The organism is Flavobacterium sp. 25HG05S-40 (assembly GCF_052654735.1).
In genome coordinates this window covers 3,188,408-3,213,052 of sequence record NZ_CP199750.1, presented here as the reverse complement: position 1 = coordinate 3,213,052, position 24,645 = coordinate 3,188,408, and the positions used below count along the sequence as shown (strand labels likewise).

The following is a 24,645-nucleotide window of genomic DNA, read 5'->3' as shown; positions in this document are numbered from 1 at the left end:
GTATGAGCGTTATTTATCTCTTAATTTCCATCAGTATCATCGTAGCAATATGCTTTTTTGCTGCCTTCATACGCGCTGTAAAAAGCGGTCAGTATGAGGATGATTACACTCCGTCAGTGCGCATGCTTTTTGACGACGAATTAAAACCGAATAATACAGAAACACCAATACACAAACCAAGTAAAAAACAAATTTAATTATGGAGATGCAACAATTTTATTACGACAACAAAATTGTAAAAAAGTTCCTTTATGCCACTATTATTTTTGGCGTTGTAGGTATGGCAGTCGGGCTATTGCTCGCTTTCTTTTTTCTTTTTCCCAATTTAACCGATGGTATTCCGTGGCTTAGCTTCGGAAGATTACGTCCATTACATACCAACGCCGTTATTTTCGCCTTTGTTGGAAACGCGATGTTCGCAGGTATTTATTATTCGCTACAACGACTTTTAAAAGCCAGAATGTTCAGCGATTTTTTAAGCAATTTAAACTTTTGGGGATGGCAGCTGATTATTGTTGCAGCTGCAGTTACATTGCCTTTAGGATACACATCCTCGAAAGAGTATGCCGAATTAGAGTGGCCAATCGATATTGCCATCGCTTTAATTTGGGTAGTATTCGGAATCAATATGATTGGAACCATTCTGAAAAGACGGGAACGCCATTTATATGTAGCGATATGGTTTTATTTAGCCACATTTGTTACCGTAGCCGTACTGCATATTTTTAATAGTTTGGAGCTTCCGGTATCGTTAACCAAAAGTTATTCTGTTTATGCCGGTGTTCAAGATGCTTTAGTACAATGGTGGTATGGTCATAACGCGGTGGCATTTTTCTTGACGACACCATTTTTAGGGTTGATGTACTACTTTGTTCCTAAAGCAGCGAACAGACCTGTGTATTCTTACCGATTGTCTATCGTGCATTTCTGGTCGCTTATTTTTATCTACATCTGGGCTGGTCCTCACCACTTATTGTATTCTGCATTGCCAAACTGGGCACAAAACCTAGGAGTTGTGTTTTCAATAATGCTTATTGCGCCATCTTGGGGTGGTATGATAAACGGATTATTGACACTGAGAGGTGTTTGGGATAAAGTACGTGTAGAACCGGTTTTGAAGTTTTTCGTTGTAGCCATTACGGGTTATGGTATGGCCACTTTTGAAGGCCCAATGCTTTCGCTTAAAAATGTAAATGCTATTGCACACTTTACCGATTGGATCGTTGCACACGTTCACGTTGGCGCTTTAGCGTGGAATGGGTTTATGGCATTTGGTATGATTTATTGGTTGATTCCAAGAATGACCAAAGGGCCTTTGTTTTCTACAAAATTAGCCAACTTCCATTTCTGGATAGGAACATTAGGAATCATCCTTTACGCCCTTCCCATGTATGTTGCCGGATTTGTTCAGGCATCTATGTGGAAACAATTCAATCCTGATGGAACATTAACTTATGGTAATTTCCTAGAAACGGTTCACCAAATTATGCCGATGTATTGGATGCGTGCTATTGGTGGAACCATGTACATCATTGGTATGTTTATCTTGGTTTACAATATCATTCGCACTGTTAAAGCTAATGCTGCCATTACAGATGAATTAGCAGAAGCACCAGAACTTGAAAAAATAAGCACTTCAAGAATCAAAGGAGAAAAATTCCACCCTTGGTTAGAAAGAAGACCAATTCAATTAACCTTATTGGCTACTGTAGCTATTTTGATTGGAGGTATTATCCAAATAGTTCCAACCATTATGGTCAAATCTAACATACCAACCATAAGCAGTGTAAAACCCTATACGCCACTTGAATTGGAAGGTCGTGACCTTTATATTCGTGAAGGTTGTGTAGGCTGCCACTCTCAAATGGTACGTCCTTTCCGAAGCGAAGTAGAGCGTTATGGACCACAATCTAAAGCTGGAGAATATGTATATGATCATCCATTCTTATGGGGTTCTAAAAGAACAGGTCCGGATTTGCTTCGAGTTGGAGGAAAATACAACGACAACTGGCATTTCAATCACATGTGGGATCCACAATCCACCTCTTCAGGTTCTATAATGCCTGGTTATAAATGGATGTTTGACAACAAACCTTTAGATATTTCATCGACCGAAAAGAAAATGAAAGTGATGCGTGAGCTAGGAGTTCCTTATACCGATTATGAAATAGCATCTGCTGCCAAACTGATGCAAATTCAGGGAGAAAAAATTGAGAAAAACTTATATGCTGATCCTGACTTTGTAAAGAGTTATGAAGAAAGCAAGAAAAAAGCGCAAGCTAAAGGAGAAGAATTTGTACCAATGCATAAGCGTGAAATTGTTGCTCTTATAGCCTACTTACAAAGACTTGGAACCGATATTAAAGTAAAAGATAACGCTAAAAAATAAAGCCATGTTTGAAGCCATTAAACATAATATGGAAACTATTGCAGGGGTAGCTATTTACCCAATATTATCCCTGTTAATCTTTTTCCTCTTTTTCCTGGCATTGGGAGTTTGGGTGTTTACCTATAAAAAAGAAACTCTATCTGCGTTCAGCAGCATGCCATTGAACGAAAACCCAATTGACGAACCATTAAATCGAGAAAAATGAAAAAGTTAGTCCCAGTATATGTAAGATTACCAATAATCTTCTTCTCTGTTTTTGCTGCGTTGGAATATTTTATCGATTCTGGTGATCGTCCAGCATTTGTAAAGTATCCGATGGTAGCCGTATTCTTATTTGTTTTTCTATTCTTACTTATCGCTATAGAAATTGTAGTGGCAGCCGTAGATAATGTTACCTATCACATGATGACGGAAGAGCAAAAACAAAAGCTCGCCGAAACAACTAGTGTAGATTTTAGTATCGCTGACCAACAATGGTACAAGAATTTAATGAAAATGCTTACCAAGTCAGAACCTATTGAAAATGCCTCTTTATTGTTGGATCATGATTATGACGGAATTAAAGAGTTAGACAATAAATTACCGCCGTGGTGGCTTTACCTTTTCTATGGTTGTATTGTTTTTGCAGCGGTTTATATGGTACGATTTGAAATCATGGGTGGCGATAATCAGGAAACGGAACTTCGCAAAGAAATGGCTCAAGCCAAAGCAGATATTGCAAAATACATGTTGACAGCGCCCGATATGATGGATGAAAGTAAGGTTACTAAATTAACCGATGCACCAAGCTTAGCTAAAGGAAAAACTATTTTCGATGCTAATTGTGCTGCTTGTCACCGTACAGATGGTGGTGGTCAAATCGGGCCAAACTTAACAGACCAGCACTGGATTTTTGGAGGAGACATTAAAAATCTATTCCATACCGTTACAAATGGTGGTCGTGACGGAAAAGGAATGGTAGCTTGGAAAGCCACATTGAAACCAACAGAAATACAACAAGTTTCTAGTTACATATTGTCTTTGCAAGGAAGCAATCCTAAAGATGCTAAAGCGCCAGATGGTGAACTTTGGGTTGATCCGGCTGCAGCTAAAACGTTAGCGCCCGAAGCTGAGGTAGCACCCAAAGTTGCGGAAGTGACTAAATAAACAAACAAAATCATGCTTAAAAATAATAACGACGACGCTTTTAGAGATACCATCGGAACACTGGATGACGAAGGGAAAAGAAAGTTTATTTTTCCTAAAAAGCCCAGCGGAAAGTTCTACGACTATCGCAAGTATGTCAGTTATCTTTTGCTAGCCATACTGATAGCCAATCCTTTTATTAAGATAAATGGAAATCAGTTTATGATGTTTAATGTCTTGGAACGCCGATTCAATATTTTCGGATTTCCATTCTGGCCACAAGACTTCTATCTTTTCGTTCTGATGATGATTATAGGAGTAGTATTTGTAATACTTTTTACGGTGGTCTTCGGAAGAATATTCTGTGGATGGATTTGTCCTCAAACTATTTTCTTAGAAATGGTTTTCAGAAGAATAGAATTCTGGATTGATGGCGACCGTGGAGCACAAATACGATTAGAAAAACAAGAGTGGAATGGGGAGAAAATCAGAAAGAGACTGCTGAAATGGACCGTGTTTTTCGTGATTTCTTTTTTGATTGCTAATGTTTTTCTGGCGTACATTATCGGTAGCGATGCCTTATTTCAAATGATTGAAGTAGGACCAATGGTGCAATTGGGGAACTTTATAGCACTGTTAATTTTTACGGGTGTTTTCTATTTCATCTTTGTGTGGTTTCGCGAACAAGTATGCATTATTGCCTGTCCGTATGGGCGATTACAAGGCGTACTTTTAGATAATAAATCGATTAATGTGGCCTATGATTTTGTTCGCGGTGAAAAAGAAATCGGTAGAGCCAAATTCAATAAAAAAGAAGACCGCGCAGTAACAGGAAAAGGCGATTGTATTGATTGTATGCAATGTGTACATGTTTGCCCCATGGGAATTGACATTCGCAACGGAACGCAATTAGAATGTACCAACTGTACGGCCTGCATAGACGAATGTGATACTATAATGAAAGGTGTCGGTTTGCCAACAGGATTAATTCGCTATGCTTCGGAAGACGAAATCGAAAAGAATGAGCCTTTTCGTTTTACAACTAGAATGAAAGGATACACCGCCGTTTTAGCAATATTGATAGGAGTGCTTACAGGATTACTTTTCCTTAGAACTGAGGTTGAGGCTGACATATTGCGTTTGCCAGGACAATTGTTCCAACATAAAGGAGACAATATCAGTAATGTCTATACCTACAAAATAGTCAACAAAACCATGAAGGATTATAACGACATCCATTTTGAGCTAATTTCCCAAAAAGGAACGATTACCACAGTCGGTAAAAGTCATTTTTCGATAAAGGCTCAGGAAATGTCGCAAGGAACACTTTTTATCGAAGTGAGCAAATATTTACTCGATAACGATAAAACTAAAATTAAGATTGGCGTTTATGAAGGTAAACGTCTGATTGAAACCACAACAACTAATTTTTTAAGTCCGAGAACTTTTAATTAACACTGATGATCATGAAATTAAACTGGGGAACCTCTATCGTTTTGGCTTTTGCATTATTTATCAGTTTTATACTTTTTTTTATTGTTAAAGTACAAAGCAATTCCAAATACGACAACGAACTTGTAGTGGAAGAATACTACAAGCACGACGCACATTACAGCGAAGAACTAGCCAAAATTCAAAATGCTGAAGATTTAAGCGAAAAACCCTTGATAAGCAAGACAGACAAAGGTGTCTCTATTGTGTTCCCAAAAGAGTTTAATGCTAATGATATTAAAGGTAAAGTGTCCCTTTACAGGCCGTCTGCTAAACTGTTGGATTTTGAATATTCCCTTCAATTATCCAATTCCACAATGCTCATACCTAAAGCGGATTTTGCAGGCGGCAAGTGGGACATGACCATCTCATGGAACTACAAAGGGAAAGACTATATTACCAAACAGAAATTATTCATTGAGTAATGTTATACGCGGCGCTATTACTGGGATTGATTAGCAGTCTGCACTGCATTGGCATGTGTGGCCCTATCGCCATGATGCTTCCTGTGGCTCAAAACAATCCGGAGAAAAAAGCCTTGCAGATTATCACGTATCATTTCGGCAGGATTTTTTCGTATGCAGCTATTGGACTGTTTTTTGGTATTATTGGACGTGGATTTTATCTGGCCGGAGTGCAGCAACAGCTCTCCATCTTTGCCGGAGTCGCCATGATTCTGATGATACTGCTTCCAGTGAATGTATTTGCCAAATACAATTTGTCAAAGCCAGCGTTTAAAATAATCTCGCAATTGAAAAGTAAGCTGGGAAAACAATTTACTAGAGGGACGTTTTCTTCAATATTTTCTATCGGAATGTTAAACGGATTACTGCCTTGCGGTATGGTATACGCAGCTGTTTTTGGGGCTTTGACAATGCCGAAACTCCATTTCTCAGTTTTGTATATGATACTTTTCGGAATCGGAACCATGCCGTTATTGAGCGGTGTAGTGTATCTGCAGCAACTCTTTAGTGTTCCCGTTCGCAGTAAAATTCAGAAAATAATTCCTATTGTAGTAGTTTGTCTCGGACTACTTTTTATCCTTAGAGGCATGGGATTGGGAATTCCCTATATGTCACCCAGTACCATGAGTCTGTTTATTCAGGCGGACCCTAATTGTCATTAACTAACTAAAATTTATAACCTTATGGAAAAGCACGATTTATTACACGAGTTTCCGGAATACCAAAGTAAAATTCACGAATTGAAATTACAGGATTCCCATTTTAAAAAATTATTTGAAGAATACGACGAAATAGAGCACGAAATCCGTCGTCTTAACAGCGGAGTAGAATTGGCTTCAGACGCTATTATACATGCCAAGAAAGCCAAATTATTACATATCAAAGATGCCATATTTGCCATATTAGCCAGTAATTAATATAGTTTTTAAGTCTAAATTAATGAAAAAACCACGTTGCGAAACGTGGTTTTTTATAGTAATTAACTCTTGTTTTAAAGCTAAACGGTCATCGAAAATAGTTTGGACTGAGGGGTTCTTCTTTTCAAACGCAAATCAAAGGCCATACAAATATTCCGTACAAAGGGCTTTCCTTTTTTAGTGACTTTGATAGAGGAGTTTCCAATAGTCAAAAGACCATCATGCTCCATTTCTTCCAGTTGCGAAAGCACTAGTGGAATAGCTTCAAAATAAAGCGCATCATCGCTCCAAGAAGTTTCAAATCGACACATTAAATTCTGAATATGCTGTCTGATCACTAGGTCTTCCGGAGTTAAAATATGCCCTTTTACAAGCGGTAATTGATTTTTTTCTAATAACGTATAATATTCTTCTATACTTTTTACATTCTGAGCAAAGCCATACCAACAATCGCCAATCGAAGAAACACCTAAACCTACCATGATTTTGGTACGTGTTGTAGTGTACCCCATAAAATTACGGTGCAATTCACCAACAACGGATGCTTTGTGAAGCGTGTCCGAAACTAAGGCAAAGTGATCCATCCCAATTTCTTCATAGCCGTTGAGTTGCAATAATTTCTTCCCGATTTCGTATAGGATTCTTTTCTCGTCATCTTGTGGAATATCTTCGTCTTTAAATCCACGCTGTCCATTTCCTTTAATCCATGGCACATGAGCATAACTGTAAAAAGCGATACGGTCCGGTTTTAGGGTATTGGTTTTTTCGATGGTATCTACCACATCTTCTACGTGTTGAAAGGGCAATCCAAAAATAATATCATGTCCTATAGAAGTATATCCAATATCTCTGGCCCACATAGTCACTCGTGCTACATGGCTGAACGGTTGAATCCGATTGATAGCTCGTTGTACTTTGTCGGAGTAATCCTGAACCCCAAAACTCACTCTTCTGAAGCCAAGCTCATAAAGTTTTTCCAAATGTTCTCTAGTAGTATTGTTTGGGTGTCCTTCAAAACTCATTTCACAATCAGGAGTTTTTACTGATTTTGATAGAATGCCGTTGATTAGTAGTTCCAAATTTTCTGCCGAAAAGAACGTAGGCGTTCCACCACCTAGATGGATTTCTCGAATGAGTGGCTTTTCTTCGAATAGTGTACAATACAAATCCCATTCTTTAAGTAGAGCCATTATATAGGGATTCTCAAGTTGATGATTTTTGGTAATTCTTTTATGGCATCCGCAAAACGTACACATGCTTTCGCAAAAAGGCAAATGGATATAAAGACTAAGTCCAACGTTTTTGTTTTCATCATAAGCCGCTGTAAACGTTCTTTCCCATACTCTTGCATTAAAAGTATCATCCCAATAAGGTACAGTAGGATAACTAGTATATCGTGGTCCGGGAACATTATATTTTTGAATGAGTTCTTTTTCCATAACCTATAATTTGAAACAAAATTAGTTATGGAAATACAGTTATAGAATGATAATTATCATACTACTATATATTTTTCAGAAAAGGGATCCCGTTTGTTTTGGCGAAGAGAAACTACAGTTCTATTTGTTGAAAAAGCAATGGCACTGTACAAGCATAGCCATAGCGTTCCTTTATTTTAAGACGCAATTCGTCCGCAGGTTGGTTTTCACCATGAACTAAGAAGACTCTTTCGGGTTTGTTTTCGAGTTCGGAAAGCCAATTCAGTAAGCCTTCCTGATCGGCATGGGCAGACATTCCTTGTATTTCCAAAATCTTAGCCTTTACCTGATAGTACTTTCCGTGTATTTTTATTTCAGGAGCACCCTCAAGCATTTTGCGACCTCGGGTCCCTTCCGCCTGATAGCCCACAAAAAGTACTGTTGAATTGTTTTTCTCAATGTAATATTCGAGATACGATAGCACTCGACCTCCGGTGACCATTCCACTCGCGGCAATAATGACTTTTGGTTGACTATCTTCAATGATATCAAGGGTTTCTTTGTAATCGGAGATTAAGGAAAACATGGAGCACATAGCGGTACATTCTTCTGGCGTGAGCTTGTGCCATTGTGGATTGTTTCGAAATATCTCAAGAACACTGATTCCCATGGGTGTATCCAGTATATAAGGGACGTCTGGAATACGTCCCTCTTTTCGCAATAACCAAATCAAATACATGACCGATTGTACCCGTTCTACTGCGAAACCAGGAATAATTACAGTGCCGTTATTATCTAAAGTAGTATTGATATAGGTTTCCAATTCCAATAAAACATCGTTGTCCGGATGGAGTCGGTTACCGTAGGTGCTTTCCAGAAAAATATAATCAGCCTTACGAGGTTTGACCGGTGCATACATCAGGACATCCGAATCACGCCCAATATCTCCTGAAAAAACAAGTAGTTTATTTTCAAGGCTAAGTTCAATGCTGCAGGCACCAATAATATGCCCCGCATTTTTAAACACCGCACTAATGGTAGTATCCAAAGCAATATCTTCGTTAGTTTTGATTACTCGAAACAGAGGAAATACTGCCTCAGCTTGGGCTACTGTATATAAAGGTTCCGCCACTTCATGTATTGAATAGTTGTCTCGATTGGCTTTAGACGCTTCTTCTTCCTGAATTTTAGCGCTATCCCGTAAGATGAGTTTTGCCACCTCTTTTGTAGGCGAGGTACAGTATATCTTTCCTTTAAACCCTTGGGCTACCAGTCGGGGAAGCCAACCACAGTGATCCAGATGACCGTGAGTCAGCAGTACAAAATCGATACTGTCCGGGAGTATCGGTAAGGGTTCCCAATTGAGTTCTCGCAGCGGTTTTATTCCTTGAAACTGTCCGCAGTCTATTAAAATTCTAATGCCGTTACTTTCTATTAGCGTTTTAGAGCCGGTAACCGTGCCGGCACCTCCTAAGAATTGTATTTTCATGGTACTAATTTTTACAAAGTTCTGATGCCTCTTTAAGTATATTTTTTTGCCTGTTGTGGCTGATGCCGATGTCGTTTAGTTTTTCAGAATGTTGGAGTAGTTCTGATGCCAAAATCACATCAAGAATAAGTAGTTTCTCTTTTTCAACCGCCGACAAAGTGGTAAGGCAAGTCACAGGATACAGGGCGTTTTCATCGATTTTTATCTTTAAATTGTCATTGAAAGGATAATCCCAACTTAGCAAATCCAACCCCGAACAAAGCGCAAACGTCAACGCATCACTGGTAAACCTATTGTTGGTGGCAATACAGCATCGGTCTATCTTTTCATTTTCCTTAAACAGCTTGTGGCGGTTCACTTTGAGGTCATTGAAGCGCGACAAGATGTACATCGGTGTTTTGACATCAGAATTATTGGTACTGCTGTTGTGAAATTTGCATTCAATCATCGTATTTCGAAGTTCTTTCTGCGCTACTATATCAACTTCATGACTGACGCAATGGCCTTTTAGATTGAGATTAATCAGCGTTTTATAGCCTTCCTTTTCATACAATCGCGCGATAAATTTCTCAAAGAAAAACCCAGCCGGACCTAGCAACAATAACGCATTGCGCAAATTGTATCTGGCAGCATGAGAAGCCGCTACTTTTTTGAGCAATTGACTGGCAAGCTTATAGATTTTTTTGGTGGGAATACCATCATATAGTTCGTGCTCAATGTTTTGCAGTACGCTTTCTACGGTTTTTTTTCCGGCACCCGATTTGAGTAAAGACTGTCGGAGTTTGTTGCTATCAAAAGTGACAATAATCCCTGAGTTTTTTTGAACTTTCATGGGTTGAATTTTGTCTTTTAGAAGGTTACGTTTATTCTTCTTCCCGCGGCTTTTTGTTGGTGTTCCATTTAAAAAGATGGTATAAAGGACAAAAGCCGCTCAATGAAGTGACTGCCAGTAGGATAAAAAGAATTACTAGTAGTGTGCCACTAATGTAGTCGCTTAAAAACAGCATTACTGTTATAAAGGCTAAGAGGAATCGGATTAACTGATCGGCTGAACCTATGTTTTTTTTCATGATAAATAGTATTATTTTCCTGAGTATATTTTTTCAAAAAGAGTGTCAAGAGCGCTATTGATGGCAGATAATTCTTGATTGAAATGTTTTTCAAAGACTTCGTTCATTATGTAAACGGCTTTATCATATTCGGCCAATTCGCTTTCAAACTCCCTGTATCTGTTCTGTCTCTCTGCTTTAAGGCGTGCAAGGGCTTGTTTGGCTTTAGTACAACTTGCTAACCATTGGTTTTTTTGATAGCCATCCGCTTCCTCAATTTGCAGGAGTAGTTTATCTATTTTTAATTCGGTGAACTCAATTGACGATTGCGAATGCTTGATAAAAAGCTCCCAATTTTCAATAGCCATCTCTTTGGTAATGGCATTGTTTTTATCCAAATAGATTTCTGTAGCATCATCGCTTTCATCGTAAGTTTCTTCCGATTCGTTGGCGCATTTTTGAGCCATTAATAAAGGGATAAGGGCAAACAGGAGAAGGTAGCGACATGTTTTCATTGTTGTTAGCGTTTTATGTTACATTGAACCAAAATCTACGCGGGCTTTATGGGCTAGTCGTCATCGAATTTCAGGTTATTATTCCTAATAGTAACTCTTTTCCATTGGGACTGATCTATTTCTGTAGTGTCGACATCTGTGATTCTATCTACAAAAGACAGTATCTTTTCTCGTGCTACAATTTGCTTTTTATAACCAAAGGAAAAGCGATCGCCACGCATTCTTAACTCGATAGTGCGCTCCGGATAGAACTTATGTTGATACAGTACGGTTTGCGTTTTCCATTCGCCACCCCAACTAAAGAAAGCTACGGCAAAGCAAAGAAGTAACGTAGTGAACAACACGACAAGAATCGCGTAAGAACTTTTGTAACCCAAAATAAAAACCATACCAATTAATGCCAAACCTGTAACTGTTACATAAAACACTATAAAGTGAATCAGTATATTGTTAATGTAAAGTGCGGTGTACCGATCCAGAAAAAACAGGCTGATGGCCATTACAATCAACAGAATTTCAATCGCTCTCAGCAAATAACTCTTTTTCGGATTCCTACTCATGTGGTTTTTACGATACTAATTTACATAGTAAATGTACGCATTACGAATAGCAATGCAGCTGATAATTATCAGGTTTTCAGATAAATAAAACTAAGACGCCTAGTTCACTCGGTTGACAGACTGATGCAGCATTTCAAAATACTGTTTGTCAATCCATTCTTGATGGTCGGGATGCGCAATATTGACTAAGGCTTTTACCCTTTGTTTCAGGGATTTGCCGTAGAGGTCGGCGATTCCATATTCGGTGATGATGTACTGCGCATGGGAACGTGTAGTGACCACTCCGGCACCTTGCTTTAAAAACGGAACAATACGGCTTTCACCTTTTTTGGTAGTCGATGGTAAGGCAATAATGGCTTTTCCGCCTTCACTCAAAGCCGCTCCGCGAATGAAGTCCATTTGACCTCCCACGCCTGAGTACATTTTGGCTCCAATAGAATCGGCACAAACTTGTCCGGTTACATCTACTTCTATGGCCGAATTGATAGCGGTCATTTTAGGATTTCTTCGGATGATGGCCGTGTCATTGACATAGGACGACTCGCGCATTTCTATAAACGGATTGTTGTCTACAAAATCATACAGTCGTTTCGAACCTACTAGAAAAGTTGCCAGTGCTCGACCTTTGCCAATCCCTTTGTGTCTGCAGTTGATAACGCCACTTTCGATTAAGTCGATGACACCATCGGAGAACATTTCGGTGTGCAGGCCTAAATCTTTATGATTGCCCAAGTTGGCCAATGCCGCATTAGGAATAGACCCGATGCCCATTTGTAAGGTACTCTTATCGTCAATCAAACTGGCAATATGTTGACCTATTTTGTTTTCGATGGCCGTCGGAATCTGAATTTTATGCTCATAAAGGGGCACGTCTACATTGACCAAATAATCGATTTCAGAGACATGGATGATGCTATCGCCAAAAGTTCTCGGCATATTCGGATTGACTTGTGCAATGACCACTTTGGAAAGCTGTAGTGCGGCAACAGTTGCCTCAACAGAAATACCCAACGAGCAATAACCATGCGTATCGGGTGGCGAAACATGAATAAAAGTATAGTCAAGCGCAATGACTTTCTTTCTGAAAAGATTAGGAAGTTCACTCAAAAATACCGGAGTATACGAACCGTTTCCAGCCTCAATTGTGTGTCGGACATTTTTGCCGATAAAAAAAGAGTTTACATGAAAGGCATCGGCATAGTCCGGATTGGCGTAAGGCGCTTCACCTTCAGTATGTAGATGGCAGAGTTCCACGTTGCGGAGTTCGGAATGACGATCGCTTAAAGCTTTGGTTAATAAGGAAGGAACGGCAGCAGCAGCCTGAACATATACCCGGCTGTTGGATTGGATTACGCTAACAGCCTCTTCTGTAGTAGTGCAATATTTCATATCAAAATTTTTAGCAAAACTAATGAGATAGAAGGGCGTAAACTATGACATTCGTCATAAAGGGTTTACTTTTTCTAAAGGAGTAAAAATAATCCCTAGTGCTTCTATTCTTTTTCATAATTTGAAATCGGTAAGTATAAAAAACCTAACAATCTAATAATATAAACCATCGGATAAGCTAACAATTCCATAATCCAACCTTGCTTAAAATCTTATAAATTCGGCAAAAAATGCTATAACATCTTTGTGCGGTTTCGGAGATACTTTAGCTGTAACAATTTACTAAAACAACAACCTAATACATACTAATATTATGGATTCTAATTACATTATCAACCGACTTAAAACAACGCCTTACAAATACACCACGGTGAACTTTTTACGCAGCCGTTTAAGCAATCTGGAGGAAGAGATGAAGCAAATCATTATTGCTAATCTCAAGAAACAACTCTACCAAGAGCGCAATTTGGATATCCAACAACAGTTGTTTGAGCTGATTTACCGAATGCCGTTAGCCTCTTAAGTAGCGACATAGTGCCAGTAGCACAAAACGTTCTTAATTAAAAATCCCGTACTGTTCAAAACAATACGGGATTTTTACTTAATAGGTATTCAAAAGTTTATTCCTTAAGCAATTTTTTATTTAAAGTAAGTCCATCAGCGGTTGATGCTTTTACGATATAAGTACCTCTAGTCAAGTGAGAAACTTCTAAAGTAGCTTCGTTACTGTTAACCGTTTTTACAAAAACCTCTTGCCCTAATACATTATACATAGAAACCGTTGCCATTTCTTTATCAAAAGAAAGCGTTAAAATGTCTTTAACCGGATTCGGATATATCTTAATTTGACTGGTCACTTCAACTTCATCAATAGCTAAAGTACTTGTAGGACAAGCAACACTTGTTGGTGTAAAGGCATTCGTAAAACCACTAGTGCCATTTCCTAATTGGCCAGCACTGTTATAGCCCCAAGAGTATAGCGAACCGTCTGTTTTTAAAGCAATCGAATGATACCCTCCTCCAGAAACACTTTGCCAATTGTTGGCTGTGCCAATACGAGTCGGTACCGATCTGTCCGTGGCAGTACCATCGCCTAACTGACCTTCATTATTTAGTCCCCAGGCATATAGTGAGCCATCTGTTTTTATAGCTACGGAATGGTTTTCATAACTATCAATACTTTGCCAATTGGTAGCCGTGCCAATGCGTGTCGGTACAGTTCTGTTGGTAACTGTACCGTCACCCAATTTGCCATACATGTTATTCCCCCATGCCCAAAGCGAACCGTCCGTTTGTATCCCCAGCGTATGGGATAAAGCGGCCGCTATTTTTTGCCAAGTAGCCGTGCCAATTTGTGTTGGTACCGTAACAATAGTGGTGTTTCCATTACCTAATTGTCCGCTAGCATTCGTACCCCATCCCCAAAGGGTACCATCTGTTTTTAAAGCAAGCACGTGGTTGGATACCGATAATTCAGCCCAGTTGTTAGCCGTACCTACTTGTGCAGGAACCGATCTGTTGTTTAGGGTTCCGTCTCCTAATCCGCCACCACTATTACGCCCCCAAGCCCATAACGTCCCATCGGTTTTGATAGCTAGCGTAATTTCAAATCCAACCGCTACACTTTTCCAATTGGTGGCCGTGCCCACTTGTATTGGTACAAAAACACCGGTACCGACTGTGCCAAGACCCAACTGCCCTGAATTATTATAACCCCATGTCCAAAGCGTTCCATTTGTTCTTATTCCCGCAGCATGCTGTCCGGCATCGCAAACGGTTTTCCAGTTGTTTGCCGTCCCAATTTGCGTTGGGGCATTATAATTAGAGACCGAGCCACTTCCTAAATGGCCACTTGTACCCCAAGACCAAAGTGTACCATCACTTTTAATAGCAAAATTGTGAGCGCCGCCTGCATCGATTTTCTGAAAACATCCGGAAGGGGTAGTTTGTACATTAATAACATTTCTAAAAACTGGTCCCCAAACTCCGGTATTGTCTTTTATACGGATATTAAACACATGCAAACCGGCAGCGGGTAACGCAATTCCTGTTTGAGTCAGTTGTTCAAACGTGCTGTTAAAACTACCGTCGGCAGCCAAAACAGTCGTTCCGTTTCCTTCTCCGGGATCGGTGTCCCAAAAATACTCGGCTTGTGCAATGGCCATTATGGTAGAGGCTGTTGATTGCTGTACATTAATGACATTGGTAAAAACCGGTCCCCAAACTCCGGTATTGTCTTTAACACGGATATTGAACTTATGCAAACCATTGGAGGGTAAGGTAATGCCTGTTCGGGTCAATTGCTCAAAGGCACTGTTGAACGTTCCGTCGGTGGCTAAAATAGCGGTTCCGTTTCCGACACCTGGATCGGTATCCCAAAAATACTCGGCCTGGCTTATGAACATTTGTGCAGAACACAAGGTAACCATAAACAAAGCGACTAGGCTATAAATATATTTTTTCATCTTGATGTATGATTTGGGATTATTTAGTAAAACCTGATCCTGTTACGTTTAAGGTACCTGAAGAAATGCTTCTCGGCGTAACTAAATAGTTTACTTGTGGTTTGGCTCCACCATCTGCTGGCCAGTAGTTATCCCAGCTATTCGAGCCACCCTTGTGACCTGCGTCGTTTCTGGTTAAGTCTAAATCGGTGTAGGCTGTCGCAGGATTTCCGGCATTTACATTCCCCCCTGTTACAGTATAAAAAGTATCGTTAAAGGTCATATTCACGGCACCAGTATTATTGCTTTGCGTAATGGTCCCTTGGGTTACAAAGGCATTGGTAGCTACATTATAACTTGCCGTTACATTCGCTATACCATCGGTTTGGATACAGGCATTAGTTTGGGCTACCGTAAATGAAATCGCATTGTTCATAATTAAAACGTTTCCACCACTGCCCGGATTGCCATTTCCGGTGAGATAAATTGGCGCTACGTCTCCGCCGCTAGGCTGATACACGGTATTGTTTATGATTTCATTCGTAGTGTTCGGTTTCGATCCGTAAACATTAATGCTTGATGTAAAATTATTGTACATCATAAAAGGATAACTCGATTGCTGATTGGTAATTCCAAAAGTGGTCACATTTCCTATAATTTCAACATTATCTGTTGAAAGAGAAGTATCTACACTAGTGTTATAGGCGTTCATTGACTGCATTCTGTTACCCGTAACTCTTCCATGAGAGAAGAATACATATCCACTCACGATACATCCTGACATGTTTAGAGTAGTATTTGCCGGAGTGGTGTCTACATTATTAAGATAGCAGTTGTATAAGTTAACGGTAGTTCTTCCTCCAGTGGTAGCCGCCGTAACAGTAACGTTATAAATTGTAAAATTTCCGGAGCTTAAGCCATTAAAACTAACCACTCTTCCAGCTGCTGGACTAATATTGATACTCCCTTGAATAAAATATCGGTTGTAATTGGTTTCGGAAACAAACGTCAATGATTTATTGATCGTTAGGTTTTCTACATAAGCAGATCCATTGGTTTTAGGCTGAATGATGATGCGGTCTCCGTTTGATGCCGCAGTAATAGCAGCGCCTACAGTGGAATACGCCCCACCGGCTCCAGCATTTCTAACATACAAATCGGCTGCAGAAGCCATAGTGCTAAATAATCCAGCGATTACAATAAGTAGTTGTTTTTTCATTTTGGTGTTTTTTATTTTATTTTAGGATATTTTTTTTTAAGAGCGTAAAGCAACGAAATTTTTTGCTTAATTCTTAGGACTTTACAGAATTTATTATGCAATACTACAGCAAACAAAGCCGCCAATTTTGACCAATGTACATTTGGTTTCTTTTGGACTATATTCGTTGAAACTTGCCGTAAATTCGTTTTTCTTAAAGTTGAAGATTTTCGAGCAGTACTAAGAACTCCTCTTTTTTACGGACAGAAAGTGGAATGGCCGTTTTGTTTTTCATCATAATGGTATTGCCTCCATCGGTTTTGATAAAATGGTCAAAGTACGCCATGTTGATTAAATGCGATTGATGGGTTCTGAAAAAGTTATAAGGTGTTAGCAAGGTTTCATACTCTTTCAGATTCGTCGATACGACTAGTTTCGGGGCATTAATAAAATAGAAGGTCGTATAGTTCTTATCCGATTCGCAGTGCACCACGTCTTGAATGTTAACCGAATAAATCCGATCCGAGGTTTTTAGAATGAGTTTCTGTAGGTTCTTCGGGCGTTCCAGATTGGCAAATAAATTTTGGAGCTTCGTATCAAAAACTTCTTTGTTGAGCGCGTCTTCGGCTTTTTTTACGGCTTCCATCAAATCATGCGCATTTAACGGTTTCAACAAATAATCAATGGCCGAAAAACGAAAGGCTTTTATCGCAAAATCTTCATAACCGGTGATGAAGATGACCTTGAAGGTAAACGGACTGAGCTTCTGTAATAATTCGAAACCTGTTCCATCAGGCATTTCTACATCTAAAAAAACAATATCGGGCGACAATTGCTTAATGAGGGTTATTCCCGAGGCTACTGACTCAGCCTGACCAATTATGGAAATATTGGGACAATTCGCCTGAATGATAGTAATGTTTCTTTTGCGGATACCTTCGATATCGTCAATGACAACGGCTTTTAACATGGCTATTTAATTTTCGTAAATATAGGGAATTTCAAAACGCACTTTGGCACCAACTACCTTGGTGTCTTTATCGATGATGTTGTCGGTATGCACTACAAAGTCCTGATTTTTGGTGTAGGTAATCAGACGTTCTTTGGTGATGGTCATAGCGAGCGACTTGTGATTGCTGGTTTTTTTGACGGCATCGAATCCTTTTCCGTTATCCGAAACTTCAAAGTATAATTTCTGGTCTTTCAGAAAAAAGGAGATGCTGATCATCCCATTCGCAGCGGTAGTACTCAAGCCGTGTTTGATAGCGTTTTCGATAAAAGGTTGGGTCAACATCGGCGGTAAAAAGATGGTTTCAGGATCAATCGACTCCTCGATGGTTAAGGTAAAATCGAATTTGTTGTGGTAGAGCAGTTGCTGAATCGCCAAGTAGTTTTGGGTCATTTCGACTTCTTCCGAAAGCGATATGTAATTCTCGTTGGAGTTTTCCAGAATCTGTCGGGTAAGGGCAGAGAATTTATCCAGATAATTGACCGCTTCGGTATTTTTGTGGTCGTAAATTAGGCCTTGAATATTGCCAATTGAATTAAAGATAAAATGCGGATTCATTTGGGTAACCAGCAATTTTTGCTTGATTTGGTCTTTCTCTAAAACGGTAATTGCTTGTTTCTGTTTATTATTTCTGTAATAGAAGAAACCGCCCAGAACCATCAATAACAGCACTCCTGAAAGTCCGATAAGCCAATTGTTTTTGGCTGCGGTTTTCTTTTCGGCATCCAGTTTCAGTTTGAGTTCTTTTTTTTCAAAATTGTATTTAAGGAGTTGTTGGGCAAGCGCATTCTTGGAGGCTTCAATTTGACTAGAATCGACAATTTTCTCGGTATACTGATACATTTCGAGTGCTTTCTCAAAATTCTTAGTTTTGAGACTGATGAGGTAGATCAAATCGGCGGCCTCTTTCTGAAGGTTAATATCGCCTGTTTTTTTGCTTAAAGCCAGACCTTTATTGGCATAATCATTTGCTTTTGTATAATTCCCTTTTTTAAAATTCAAAACCCCGAGACCTGTAGTTGCCATAGTAATGGCTACGTCATCGGTAGCCAGTGTCAAGGTTTTCATGTTCAAAACTTCCGTGTAAAGCTTTTCAGCTTCCTCAAAATGGCCCAGTTTTAAGTGTGCTTCTCCGGCTCTGGATAAGGTGATACCCGTCGCGGCATCGGCCCCTATTTTTTTGGTGATGTCCAACGCTTTATTACTGTACTCAATGGTTTTGGTATAGGCTTTCATTCTGCTGTAGCAAAAGGCAATAGTACCATACGACAAGGCTTTGAGATATAGGGTTTGATTGTAAGGGTCCTCTTTATAGGTGTTATCAAAGCAGCGGATGGCTTTTATACTATACGCTATCCCTTTTTGATACTGCTTTTGCCTCGAATATACATGGGCTAATATCTGAAAGGCGTACGACATCTCCCGGTTGTATGCTTTTTGGTCTTTTTCGTAATATTTGAGCGCGGAGAAGATTAGCGGTATAGCCTTGTCATCTTTTTCTGTTTTGATGTAATAGGAAGCTTTTCCAATGACAGCTACATACATTTCATCATAGGATTCAATTGATTTCAACAGAGCTATAGCTTTGTCGTGATAAGCTACCGCTTTTGATTTATCCGCTTGATGGGAATATTCGCTGGCCTTGGTAGAATAGTAACTGGCGAGCCATTCGGTGTAGACTTTATGTACGATAGGATTCCGTTCTTCGGCATACTTTTTTTGAGCCAAGGCGCCCAACATGGTATTAAGCACGTAATAATTCCGATCATTATCGGTATAGCTTTCGTTCATGACATCCGAGATTACCTGCAATCGAGTCGTATCGTGAAGCTTTGGATTGCGCAATACGGTTTTCAGCGAATCCATGATGGTATTTTGCGCATAGGAAGCCGAAGTCATCCACAAAAAAGCCAGTAAAGCAATAAGGCGGGTCGTATGCATCATATAGTAAACGGACTTGGGTTAGAAATCGGGCTCTAAAATAAGGAAATAATAGATACCATTTTCCCAACGAAAGGTTTTGGGAGAGGCTCGGGTTCGAAGTCCGTCAGTTCGCGTAATTTTTACTTCGTAAAAATTGTATCGAGAGCCGGCTCAGCAAACTTTGAAGACTTTACAAAGCGAGTCCCATAAAAAAAGCCACCCACAAAGGGCGGCTTTCTCAAAATGCCAGCTATAAATGTTATGCGGCCAATTCTAGTTTTCTGGCAGTAACCAGATCAATAAAGGCATCTACCTCTTCGATTTGCTGGTCTAAGGTTCCCAAATCTAATTCCTGTTCCAGGTAGGCCACCACACCATAACTTTCTAAACGATGCTCGAGCACCAACTGTTTGTACTCCAATTGTTTTTTCTTGTAGATGTGTCCCGATTTTACAGTACCCTCCGGAAGTCCGGCGATAATCGTGGTTTCCGCAGCGATCTCCGCAATAACGATTTGCAGGGAAGCTTCAATTTCTTCCGAAGTCTCCCCATAACGTGAGGTGAGATTTTCTTCAGTGTACCTTTTGTGATTCAAATCGGCCTTCCTTTTTAAGGCTCTAGCTAATAACACATCGCAGTCTACTACTTGTGTTAAATTTTGAACGGAATAATTCATAATAAAAAAATTTAGGGTTACTAATGCCAAGCCAAAAAACAAATCACATGCCAAAACACTCAAAAAGATAATAAATTAGGAATTATTTAACGGTTTTATTGCGATATTAACAATCAGAAGAAAAGTGTTTATTCCTCATTTCTTCTAGGGTTCTGACCGCTTTTTGGAGTGCCGAGCCCAAAAGTATTTTTTCCAGTTCCAATTGTTCCTGTTTCCTTCGGAGTGCATTCAGTTCGGCTAGCCCCGATTTTTGTAAAGAGACCTTGGCATCCACCGCAAAAGCGCCCAAGAGCTCTTCGTCAATCTTTTCATGGATATTCGGACGTGTGTTCAGATAATCTACAATCCCTATAATATTGAGGTTGCTCTTGTATCTTGTGGCCAAGGCCGCTACCTTTTTATCAATCATATACAGTTGGTCTTCGTTGTCCCTAAGCTCTTGCTCCACTTGTTTTTTATGGGCTTCTTCCTGTTCGATAAGATAGGGCAAGAGCCTGATGTCTTTATCCTCAGACTGTAAAAATTCGACAATCTCGGCTAACAGTTGTCGCGCACTAAGGGGTAAACCGCGCTTTCCCAATTCGTACATCGACAATTGACTGCGGCTTACTTCCAACAACAACGCCATTTGTTTCTGGGTAAGTCCCAATATAGCGCTGGTCCCGGGCTTCCTTTCTTTTTTCTTACTCATGGCAAAAAAAGTAATATTGGTGTGGCACGTTTTGACAAATCAAAAACTTTGCCACACTTGTTGTGGCAAGATTTTATTTTTTGAAAAGTTTGACACAGAGGGGTTAAAATTTTTTTTGGGGAGAGGTGAGTGGAAAAAGAAAACCCAGCTTGGAGGCTGGGGTTGGGTTTGTGGCATATGAAGGGATTCTTGGGGGGCTTGGGAAGAGTGAGTCTGTTTAAACTTTTGTGATTTTTCTATTAAAAATCTCGTTTTACAAAGTATTTTCTTAACTTTAACAGACACAATTAAATGAATGGATAGGATTGAAAAAGCTATTAATAGTTTATTAGTAGATACGAAAAAAGAAATCTTTTCAAGAATTGAAGAAGTATCTTTTGAATTTGACATTGAAAAAACAAGTTCGAAGGGTTACTGCTATGCATTAAAAACAGATGGGAATGATAACCTTAGACTCGAAGATTTAATTGAGTTTATTGACTCTAAAATTGTAGATTATGCTATCCCTAAAAAAGAAATTGACAAGGCTATAAAGCATTTGAATGAAACAGGTTCAACCTCAAAAATATTGAACTTAAGAAGACAAGCTGAAACACTATTTACGGAATTGGAAAGAACAGGAGAAGGAGGAGAACTTTTATTGTATATCCTAGCTTTAGAAATTTTAAAAATCCCACAGCTTATCAGCAAAATGTCATTAAAAACTTCAGGGCAATTACACTATCAAGGTTCAGATGGAATCCATGTTAAGTATAATAGTAATGATAAAACATTAGACTTATATTGGGGAGAGTCTAAAATGTATGAAGATGTTAACGCAGCTATAAATAAATGCTTTAAAAGTTTAAATGGCTTTTTACTAGATCCACTTAGTTATTCATCTACTCAAGAAAGAGATTTGTTGTTGATAACCCAAAACATAAACAACAATGTAAATAATCCTGAGTTTGAAGAATTGATAGTTGAATACTTTGATAAGGATAGTGAAATGTCAAATCGCTTAGTTTATAAGGGAATTTGTTTTATTGGGTATGATATGAAAGCTTATAAAGAACTTAATAAGACAAAGACAATAGACAACATTAAAGATGAAATCCTAAATGAGTTACAATCGCATTATGGAAAAATTTCTGAGAGAATTAAAAAATTCCCATCACTTGATACCAAAGAAATTCATATTTTTTTAATGCCTTTTCCTTCTGTTTCTGAGTTTAGAAAATATTATCTTGAAACATTGAAGGTATGATAGCTGATAAATTATTTGAGCTTGAAAGTTTCAAGAGACAATATGAAGCAGTACTTGTTTTGTCTGTATGTGATACAATTCCCAAATTAATTTGGAATGAAAATAAGTTAATCTTACTTTCAAAAATTGATTGGAATAATTTGTTAGGTATTTCTACTATTTTGAGTTATTCTGATAGAAACTCACATTTAGAAGCTGCTTTGAGGATTTCCCAAACCTGCATTTCTGAAGAATCATCTAATGAAATACAAAAAAATGCCTCTGCAATTATTCTTTCAAATTTGACAAATAAACCATCATTAAATTTAGCAATAAAAAGAAATTATATTGGTAAAGAATACAAAAACAACTTTCCTCTTAATTTCAAATTACAAACAATAAATACCGAGATAGATAACTCTATATTTATTAATGGAAAGTTACTTTCATTGAATAAGTTTCAGAAAAACGTTCATGATTCATACGAGAATTTTGAAACAATAAGTATATCTGCACCAACATCTGCTGGTAAGTCATTTATCTTATGCAATATTTTAATAGAAGAAATAACTAAAGGCAAAAAAAATATAGTTTACTTAGTTCCCACTAGAGCATTAATAAGTCAGGTAGAGGCTGATTTAAAAGATCTCGTAAAAAAGTATGAAATTAACAATGTGAACATTTCCACAGTTCCTCAAAATGAATTAGAAGAGGATTGTTCAAACATATTTATATTTACACAAGAGAGATTACATTGGTTTTTATGTGAAAGTAATTTAAGGTTAGACTTAATATTAATAGATGAGGCTCATAAAATTGATGATGGGAATAGGGGAATTCTTCTTCAGCAAAAACTAGAAGAAGTAGTAAAGAATAATATTGGAATACGAGTCTACTTTTCCAGTCCATTTACATCAAATCCAGAAATCTTGTTAGAAAATGTAAATAATGAAAGTAGTAAGCAAATTGTTAATACACAATTTATTTCCGTAAATCAGAATTTAATCTATGCTACTCAATATCCTAGAAAAAGTGACAAATGGAATCTTCATTTAAGTCTACCGGATAGAAGAATACTTTTAGGTCAAGTTATTCTTAAGCAGAGACCTAATACCGAAACTAAGAAAATAACTTATTTAAGTGAATCAATTTCAAATTCGCAAAGCGGTAATATTATTTATTCTAATGGAGCAGCAGAATCAGAAGATAAGGCTATGATCCTTTATGATTTATTAAATGAATTTACAACTTCAACAAAAATTAAAGAATTAATAAGTTTAATAAAAAAAACAATACATAAGGACTACACTTTGGCTAAGGTACTAGACAAGGGTATTGCATTTCATTATGGAAATATGCCATTGCTAATTAGGCAAGAAATAGAGAAATTATTTGCTGAAGGTGAAATCAAATATTTAATATGTACATCTACTTTATTAGAGGGGATTAATCTGCCTGCAAAGTCAATTTTTATTAGAAAACCTACTAGAGGTCGAAATACTCCTCTAGATCAAAATGATTTTTGGAACTTAGCTGGTAGAGCAGGAAGATGGGGAAAGGAATTTAGTGGAAATATAGTCTGTATAAATCCTCAAGATTGGACTATACCTCCAAATCCAAATAAATCAAGGCAAAAGATTAAAAGAGCAATTGATCAAGTAGTCGCAAAAAAAGATGAACTTATTGACTTTATAAAAAATAACAGTCCTAGGGATGTTGCAGAAAGCAAACAAGACATAGAGTCAGCTTTCGGGTATTATTACATAAAGTTCTTAAATAATGAATTAGAGGCTGATAATGAACTAGAGGGTGAATTATTTAATATATTCAAAGAACTGAAAAAAACAATCATTATACCTGATTATATAATTAAAAGAAACCCGGGTATTTCGCCTATTGCACAGCAAACTTTATATGACTACTTTAATGAAAATATCGATACGATTGATGAGTTTATCCCCGTTTATCCAGAAGACGATAATGCATATGAAGAGTATGTAAAATTAGTAGGCAGGATAGGTACAACTATCTCAAATTATCCCGAACCACTAAATAATTCTAGAGCAATTCTCTTAATTAATTGGATGAAGGGAAGACCATTGTCTTTTCTGATTTCTGGAAGTCAAAAATCTTATGAAAACAAAGGGAGTGATAAAAAATTAAAAACTATTATTAGAGAAGTAATGGAAAATATAGAAAGCTTCGTTAGATTCAGATTTGCGAGAGATTCTGGATGTTATATAGACATTCTAAGATATTTTTTGGAGTCGAAGAATAATAGGGAATTACTTGACCAAATTCCTCAACTAAATCTGTGGCTTGAATTTGGAGTTTCTCAAAAAACCCATTTGTCTCTTTTATCAATAGGCTTAACTAGAAGTTCAGTAATTGAACTCTCCAATTATATTACAAATACACAAATGTCAAAAAGTGAATGTTTAAAATGGTTGAAGGAACAAGATTTTCAGCAATTTGACATTTCTGAAATAATTATTGATGACATTAATAAAAATATTGAATAACCCCCGCTGCGCAAAGTCTTCAGACTTGGAGTCCTCACTATAAGCGTTGCAATACAAAATCCCCCGCTACCACACAAAATCGAAGATTAGACAAAGTCACTCCTTTCGTGTGGTAGCGGGGGAAATGTATTTACAGTACAGTCACTCCAAC

The 24,645-nt window shown here is 38.2% G+C and carries 24 protein-coding genes; 11 read left to right on the top strand and 13 right to left on the bottom strand.

Going from position 1 to position 24,645, the window contains the following annotated elements; genetic code table 11:
* Nucleotides 1–2: 2 nt before the first annotated feature.
* The 8 genes from ccoS to ACULEU_RS13995 are packed head-to-tail and all read left to right on the top strand — an operon-like array spanning nucleotide 3 to nucleotide 6,386.
* Entirely contained in the window at nucleotides 3–197 is a 195-nt protein-coding gene (gene ccoS, locus ACULEU_RS14030; protein WP_445453190.1) for a cbb3-type cytochrome oxidase assembly protein CcoS, read from the top strand.
* A 2-nt stretch (nucleotides 198–199) separates the two neighbouring features.
* Nucleotides 200–2,389 (top strand): cytochrome-c oxidase, cbb3-type subunit I, encoded by a 2,190-nt coding sequence (gene ccoN / locus ACULEU_RS14025; RefSeq protein ID WP_445453189.1) that lies wholly within the window; start codon nucleotides 200–202, stop codon nucleotides 2,387–2,389.
* 4 nt (nucleotides 2,390–2,393) lie between these two features.
* Nucleotides 2,394–2,594: a CcoQ/FixQ family Cbb3-type cytochrome c oxidase assembly chaperone gene (locus ACULEU_RS14020; RefSeq protein WP_445453188.1), complete on the top strand. Its 201-nt coding sequence runs from the start codon at nucleotides 2,394–2,396 to the stop codon at nucleotides 2,592–2,594.
* A complete protein-coding gene (locus ACULEU_RS14015) occupies nucleotides 2,591–3,535 on the top strand; it encodes a cbb3-type cytochrome c oxidase N-terminal domain-containing protein (protein ID WP_445453187.1) in 945 nt (314 codons plus the stop codon). The genes ACULEU_RS14020 and ACULEU_RS14015 overlap by 4 nt, the downstream gene beginning before the upstream one ends.
* Nucleotides 3,536–3,547: 12 nt before the next feature.
* The gene (gene ccoG, locus ACULEU_RS14010) at nucleotides 3,548–4,969 is read left to right on the top strand and encodes a cytochrome c oxidase accessory protein CcoG (RefSeq protein WP_445453186.1); all 1,422 of its coding nucleotides are present in this window, start codon (nucleotides 3,548–3,550) and stop codon (nucleotides 4,967–4,969) included.
* Between the two features lie 11 nt (nucleotides 4,970–4,980).
* Nucleotides 4,981–5,430, top strand: a complete 450-nt coding sequence (locus ACULEU_RS14005) for a FixH family protein (protein WP_445453185.1) — start codon at nucleotides 4,981–4,983, stop codon at nucleotides 5,428–5,430.
* Entirely contained in the window at nucleotides 5,430–6,131 is a 702-nt protein-coding gene (locus ACULEU_RS14000) for a sulfite exporter TauE/SafE family protein (protein ID WP_445453184.1), read from the top strand. Before ACULEU_RS14005 ends, ACULEU_RS14000 begins: the two co-directional genes overlap by 1 nt.
* A 21-nt stretch (nucleotides 6,132–6,152) precedes the next feature.
* The gene (locus ACULEU_RS13995) at nucleotides 6,153–6,386 is read left to right on the top strand and encodes a YdcH family protein (protein WP_445453183.1); all 234 of its coding nucleotides are present in this window, start codon (nucleotides 6,153–6,155) and stop codon (nucleotides 6,384–6,386) included.
* Nucleotides 6,387–6,466: 80 nt separating this feature from the next.
* On the opposite strand, the gene hemN is transcribed toward ACULEU_RS13995, so the two are convergent.
* The 7 genes from hemN to ACULEU_RS13960 all read right to left on the bottom strand — a co-directional run bounded on the left by hemN (nucleotide 6,467) and on the right by ACULEU_RS13960 (nucleotide 12,806).
* Nucleotides 6,467–7,825 carry an oxygen-independent coproporphyrinogen III oxidase gene (hemN, locus tag ACULEU_RS13990; protein WP_445453182.1) on the bottom strand — a complete coding sequence of 453 codons (1,359 nt, stop codon included), beginning with the start codon at nucleotides 7,823–7,825 and terminating at the stop codon, nucleotides 6,467–6,469.
* A gap of 112 nt (nucleotides 7,826–7,937) precedes the next feature.
* Nucleotides 7,938–9,293: an MBL fold metallo-hydrolase RNA specificity domain-containing protein gene (locus ACULEU_RS13985; protein WP_445453181.1), complete on the bottom strand. Its 1,356-nt coding sequence runs from the start codon at nucleotides 9,291–9,293 to the stop codon at nucleotides 7,938–7,940.
* A 4-nt stretch (nucleotides 9,294–9,297) separates the two neighbouring features.
* A complete protein-coding gene (locus tag ACULEU_RS13980; RefSeq protein WP_445453180.1) occupies nucleotides 9,298–10,125 on the bottom strand; it encodes a restriction endonuclease in 828 nt (275 codons plus the stop codon).
* 31 nt (nucleotides 10,126–10,156) lie between these two features.
* Nucleotides 10,157–10,363: a YgaP family membrane protein gene (locus ACULEU_RS13975; protein ID WP_445453179.1), complete on the bottom strand. Its 207-nt coding sequence runs from the start codon at nucleotides 10,361–10,363 to the stop codon at nucleotides 10,157–10,159.
* An 11-nt stretch (nucleotides 10,364–10,374) separates the two neighbouring features.
* The gene (locus tag ACULEU_RS13970) at nucleotides 10,375–10,809 is read right to left on the bottom strand and encodes a hypothetical protein (RefSeq protein WP_445453178.1); all 435 of its coding nucleotides are present in this window, start codon (nucleotides 10,807–10,809) and stop codon (nucleotides 10,375–10,377) included.
* A gap of 101 nt (nucleotides 10,810–10,910) precedes the next feature.
* Nucleotides 10,911–11,417 carry a hypothetical protein gene (locus ACULEU_RS13965; protein ID WP_445453177.1) on the bottom strand — a complete coding sequence of 169 codons (507 nt, stop codon included), beginning with the start codon at nucleotides 11,415–11,417 and terminating at the stop codon, nucleotides 10,911–10,913.
* A 99-nt stretch (nucleotides 11,418–11,516) separates the two neighbouring features.
* Nucleotides 11,517–12,806, bottom strand: a complete 1,290-nt coding sequence (locus ACULEU_RS13960) for an acetyl-CoA hydrolase/transferase family protein (protein ID WP_445453176.1) — start codon at nucleotides 12,804–12,806, stop codon at nucleotides 11,517–11,519.
* 313 nt (nucleotides 12,807–13,119) lie between these two features.
* On the opposite strand from ACULEU_RS13960, the gene ACULEU_RS13955 reads away from it, so the two are divergent.
* Nucleotides 13,120–13,329 (top strand): hypothetical protein, encoded by a 210-nt coding sequence (locus ACULEU_RS13955; protein ID WP_445453175.1) that lies wholly within the window; start codon nucleotides 13,120–13,122, stop codon nucleotides 13,327–13,329.
* Nucleotides 13,330–13,426: 97 nt separating this feature from the next.
* Here ACULEU_RS13955 and ACULEU_RS13950 read toward each other — a convergent pair whose 3' ends face one another.
* The 6 genes from ACULEU_RS13950 to ACULEU_RS13925 form a co-directional block, all read right to left on the bottom strand.
* A complete protein-coding gene (locus ACULEU_RS13950) occupies nucleotides 13,427–15,271 on the bottom strand; it encodes a T9SS type A sorting domain-containing protein (RefSeq protein ID WP_445453174.1) in 1,845 nt (614 codons plus the stop codon).
* Nucleotides 15,272–15,290: 19 nt separating this feature from the next.
* Nucleotides 15,291–16,469 (bottom strand): hypothetical protein, encoded by a 1,179-nt coding sequence (locus ACULEU_RS13945; RefSeq protein WP_445453173.1) that lies wholly within the window; start codon nucleotides 16,467–16,469, stop codon nucleotides 15,291–15,293.
* 193 nt (nucleotides 16,470–16,662) lie between these two features.
* Nucleotides 16,663–17,418, bottom strand: coding sequence for a LytR/AlgR family response regulator transcription factor (locus ACULEU_RS13940; RefSeq protein ID WP_445453172.1), 756 nt, complete (start codon nucleotides 17,416–17,418; stop codon nucleotides 16,663–16,665).
* Between the two features lie 6 nt (nucleotides 17,419–17,424).
* Entirely contained in the window at nucleotides 17,425–19,401 is a 1,977-nt protein-coding gene (locus ACULEU_RS13935) for a tetratricopeptide repeat-containing sensor histidine kinase (protein ID WP_445453171.1), read from the bottom strand.
* A 238-nt stretch (nucleotides 19,402–19,639) separates the two neighbouring features.
* Nucleotides 19,640–20,056, bottom strand: coding sequence for a hypothetical protein (locus ACULEU_RS13930; protein ID WP_445453170.1), 417 nt, complete (start codon nucleotides 20,054–20,056; stop codon nucleotides 19,640–19,642).
* Between the two features lie 106 nt (nucleotides 20,057–20,162).
* On the bottom strand, nucleotides 20,163–20,684 hold the full coding sequence (locus ACULEU_RS13925; RefSeq protein ID WP_445453169.1) for a hypothetical protein: 522 nt from the start codon (nucleotides 20,682–20,684) through the stop codon (nucleotides 20,163–20,165).
* Between the two features lie 358 nt (nucleotides 20,685–21,042).
* Here ACULEU_RS13925 and ACULEU_RS13920 point away from each other — a divergent pair, with 358 nt between their 5' ends.
* Nucleotides 21,043–21,993 (top strand): HamA C-terminal domain-containing protein, encoded by a 951-nt coding sequence (locus tag ACULEU_RS13920; protein ID WP_445453168.1) that lies wholly within the window; start codon nucleotides 21,043–21,045, stop codon nucleotides 21,991–21,993.
* The gene (locus ACULEU_RS13915; protein ID WP_445453167.1) at nucleotides 21,990–24,494 is read left to right on the top strand and encodes a DEAD/DEAH box helicase; all 2,505 of its coding nucleotides are present in this window, start codon (nucleotides 21,990–21,992) and stop codon (nucleotides 24,492–24,494) included. Before ACULEU_RS13920 ends, ACULEU_RS13915 begins: the two co-directional genes overlap by 4 nt.
* Nucleotides 24,495–24,645: the final 151 nt, after the last annotated feature.

What these genes read in the sequence shown, in the direction of transcription:
- ccoS (WP_445453190.1), top strand. Translation starts at nt 3, where the DNA reads ATGAGCGTTATTTATCTCTTAATTTCCATCAGTATCATCGTAGCAATA.
- ccoN (WP_445453189.1), top strand. Translation starts at nt 200, where the DNA reads ATGGAGATGCAACAATTTTATTACGACAACAAAATTGTAAAAAAGTTC.
- ACULEU_RS14020 (WP_445453188.1), top strand. Translation starts at nt 2,394, where the DNA reads ATGTTTGAAGCCATTAAACATAATATGGAAACTATTGCAGGGGTAGCT.
- ACULEU_RS14015 (WP_445453187.1), top strand. Translation starts at nt 2,591, where the DNA reads ATGAAAAAGTTAGTCCCAGTATATGTAAGATTACCAATAATCTTCTTC.
- ccoG (WP_445453186.1), top strand. Translation starts at nt 3,548, where the DNA reads ATGCTTAAAAATAATAACGACGACGCTTTTAGAGATACCATCGGAACA.
- ACULEU_RS14005 (WP_445453185.1), top strand. Translation starts at nt 4,981, where the DNA reads ATGAAATTAAACTGGGGAACCTCTATCGTTTTGGCTTTTGCATTATTT.
- ACULEU_RS14000 (WP_445453184.1), top strand. Translation starts at nt 5,430, where the DNA reads ATGTTATACGCGGCGCTATTACTGGGATTGATTAGCAGTCTGCACTGC.
- ACULEU_RS13995 (WP_445453183.1), top strand. Translation starts at nt 6,153, where the DNA reads ATGGAAAAGCACGATTTATTACACGAGTTTCCGGAATACCAAAGTAAA.
- hemN (WP_445453182.1), bottom strand. Translation starts at nt 7,825, where the DNA reads ATGGAAAAAGAACTCATTCAAAAATATAATGTTCCCGGACCACGATAT.
- ACULEU_RS13985 (WP_445453181.1), bottom strand. Translation starts at nt 9,293, where the DNA reads ATGAAAATACAATTCTTAGGAGGTGCCGGCACGGTTACCGGCTCTAAA.
- ACULEU_RS13980 (WP_445453180.1), bottom strand. Translation starts at nt 10,125, where the DNA reads ATGAAAGTTCAAAAAAACTCAGGGATTATTGTCACTTTTGATAGCAAC.
- ACULEU_RS13975 (WP_445453179.1), bottom strand. Translation starts at nt 10,363, where the DNA reads ATGAAAAAAAACATAGGTTCAGCCGATCAGTTAATCCGATTCCTCTTA.
- ACULEU_RS13970 (WP_445453178.1), bottom strand. Translation starts at nt 10,809, where the DNA reads ATGGCTCAAAAATGCGCCAACGAATCGGAAGAAACTTACGATGAAAGC.
- ACULEU_RS13965 (WP_445453177.1), bottom strand. Translation starts at nt 11,417, where the DNA reads ATGAGTAGGAATCCGAAAAAGAGTTATTTGCTGAGAGCGATTGAAATT.
- ACULEU_RS13960 (WP_445453176.1), bottom strand. Translation starts at nt 12,806, where the DNA reads ATGAAATATTGCACTACTACAGAAGAGGCTGTTAGCGTAATCCAATCC.
- ACULEU_RS13955 (WP_445453175.1), top strand. Translation starts at nt 13,120, where the DNA reads ATGGATTCTAATTACATTATCAACCGACTTAAAACAACGCCTTACAAA.
- ACULEU_RS13950 (WP_445453174.1), bottom strand. Translation starts at nt 15,271, where the DNA reads ATGAAAAAATATATTTATAGCCTAGTCGCTTTGTTTATGGTTACCTTG.
- ACULEU_RS13945 (WP_445453173.1), bottom strand. Translation starts at nt 16,469, where the DNA reads ATGAAAAAACAACTACTTATTGTAATCGCTGGATTATTTAGCACTATG.
- ACULEU_RS13940 (WP_445453172.1), bottom strand. Translation starts at nt 17,418, where the DNA reads ATGTTAAAAGCCGTTGTCATTGACGATATCGAAGGTATCCGCAAAAGA.
- ACULEU_RS13935 (WP_445453171.1), bottom strand. Translation starts at nt 19,401, where the DNA reads ATGATGCATACGACCCGCCTTATTGCTTTACTGGCTTTTTTGTGGATG.
- ACULEU_RS13930 (WP_445453170.1), bottom strand. Translation starts at nt 20,056, where the DNA reads ATGAATTATTCCGTTCAAAATTTAACACAAGTAGTAGACTGCGATGTG.
- ACULEU_RS13925 (WP_445453169.1), bottom strand. Translation starts at nt 20,684, where the DNA reads ATGGCGTTGTTGTTGGAAGTAAGCCGCAGTCAATTGTCGATGTACGAA.
- ACULEU_RS13920 (WP_445453168.1), top strand. Translation starts at nt 21,043, where the DNA reads ATGGATAGGATTGAAAAAGCTATTAATAGTTTATTAGTAGATACGAAA.
- ACULEU_RS13915 (WP_445453167.1), top strand. Translation starts at nt 21,990, where the DNA reads ATGATAGCTGATAAATTATTTGAGCTTGAAAGTTTCAAGAGACAATAT.